Source organism: Pseudomonas sp. PA-4-8C, assembly GCF_021606625.1.
In the GTDB taxonomy this organism is placed as follows: Bacteria; Pseudomonadota; Gammaproteobacteria; order Pseudomonadales; family Pseudomonadaceae; genus Aquipseudomonas; species Aquipseudomonas lactis.
The window spans coordinates 1-1,658 of sequence record NZ_WKCD01000508.1 but is presented as its reverse complement, the minus strand read 5'-3'; the positions used below and the strand labels follow the sequence as shown (position 1 = coordinate 1,658).

Below are 1,658 nucleotides of genomic sequence, written 5' to 3'. Positions count from 1 at the left end.
CGGCTAAACCGGCATCCCTGCCGGTTTACCCCCCAAATCCCTGTCGAATTCCGGCCAGCGTGGTTTAACGGGGCGCCTGAGATCAAGATCAAAAGCAGAGCAAGAGCAAGAGCAAGAGCGGCTCGCTTCGCATCGTGGTTACTGTTGGTCGTTATTGAGCTGTCTATCGGGCAAATAGGCCAACTGACCCACCGCTATCGCAGGCAAGCCAGCTCCCACTGGGGATCGGTGTTTCTAGAGTTGGTTGAGGGGGATCTTAAGGTACGTCACGCCGTTTTCTTCCGCCGGCGGCATATTCCCCGCTCGCACATTCACCTGGATCGCCGGCAGCAACAACGTCGGCATCCCCAATCCAGCATCGCGCTGGGTGCGCATCTCTACAAACGCCGCTTCATCCACGCCGTCATGCACATGGATATTGCCCGCCCGCTGTTCCGCCACGGTGGTCTGGCATTTGGCTTCTCGACCCTCGGGTGGGTAGTCATGGCACACGTACAGCTTGGTGTCTGAAGGGAACGCCAGCAGCTTGCGCATCGACGCGTACAACTGCCGCGCATCACCGCCGGGGAAGTCGCAACGGGCGGTGCCGACGTCGGGCATGAACAGGGTGTCGCCCACCAGGATCAAGCGGCCGTCGATCAGATAGGCCATGTCGGCGGGGGTGTGTCCGGGCACATGCAACGCCTGGGCCTTCAAGTTGCCGATATGAAAGATCTCATCCGGCGCAAACAGGTGATCGAACTGCGAGCCGTCCACTCGAAATTCCGGCTCCAGGTTGAACAGGTTCTTGAACACACCCTGCACCTTGCTGATGGATTCGCCGATCGCGATCTTGCCGCCCAAGGTGCGACGCAGGTAGGGCGCGGCGGACAGGTGGTCAGCATGGGCGTGGGTTTCCAGCAGCCACTGCACGTGCAGGCCATGCTCTTGCACAAAGGCAATCACCTTGTCGGCCTGGGCGGTGTCGGTGCGGCCGGACGCCGGGTCGTAATTGAGTACCGAGTCGACAATGGCGCAGGGGCCGCCATCGGCCTCATAGACGATATAGGTGTAGGTCGACGATGCGTCATCCAGAAAGGCTTGAATCAACGCTGGCATGGCGGCTGTCTCTGCTTGGGAAAAAAGTGGTTACAATCAGTTTACGTTTACACATAATGTTTTGAGCTTAAGTGACATAAAGGACCCGAGGCAAATGGAATCTACGTTGAGTGAGGGCGAGGTCGCCCAGTTGCGTGCTTCGGCGTCCAAGGCCTGTGCCTTGCTCAAGGCCCTGGCCAATGAAGACCGCTTGTTGATCCTGTGCCAGTTGACCCAGGGCGAGCGCAACGTCGGTGAGCTGGAAGCCTTGACTGGCGTACGCCAGCCCACCCTGTCACAACAGTTGGGCATCCTGCGCGATGAAGGGTTGGTCGCCACCCGTCGGGAAGGCAAATACATTTTCTACGGGCTGGCCAGCCACGAAGTGATTCAAGTGATGAAGACCCTGTCCGGCCTGTATTGCGGCGCGGTCATAAAAAGTTGGGCGTGACGCCATCCGGCAGCGACCCTTGTGTGCATTGACTCAAAAAGGCAGTAGACAATGACCGAACAACACTGGGGACCCACCATCAGTGGCGATATCGTAGTCATCGGCGGCGGCTCGGCAGGCATCGGCCTGC

At 59.0% G+C, this 1,658-nt stretch carries 2 protein-coding genes; one reads left to right on the top strand and one right to left on the bottom strand.

Going from position 1 to position 1,658, the window contains the following annotated elements:
* Positions 1-234 precede the first annotated feature (234 nt).
* Entirely contained in the window at positions 235-1,098 is an 864-nt protein-coding gene (locus GIW04_RS30525) for an MBL fold metallo-hydrolase (RefSeq protein ID WP_120248861.1), read from the bottom strand.
* 94 nt (positions 1,099-1,192) lie between these two features.
* Here GIW04_RS30525 and GIW04_RS30520 point away from each other — a divergent pair, with 94 nt between their 5' ends.
* Positions 1,193-1,528, top strand: coding sequence for an ArsR/SmtB family transcription factor (locus GIW04_RS30520; protein ID WP_003174875.1), 336 nt, complete (start codon positions 1,193-1,195; stop codon positions 1,526-1,528).
* The last annotated feature ends 130 nt before the right edge of the window (positions 1,529-1,658 follow it).

Coding starts and splice junctions, on each gene's coding strand:
- GIW04_RS30525 (WP_120248861.1), bottom strand. CDS start 1,098: ATGCCAGCGTTGATTCAAGCCTTTCTGGATGACGCATCGTCGACCTAC.
- GIW04_RS30520 (WP_003174875.1), top strand. CDS start 1,193: ATGGAATCTACGTTGAGTGAGGGCGAGGTCGCCCAGTTGCGTGCTTCG.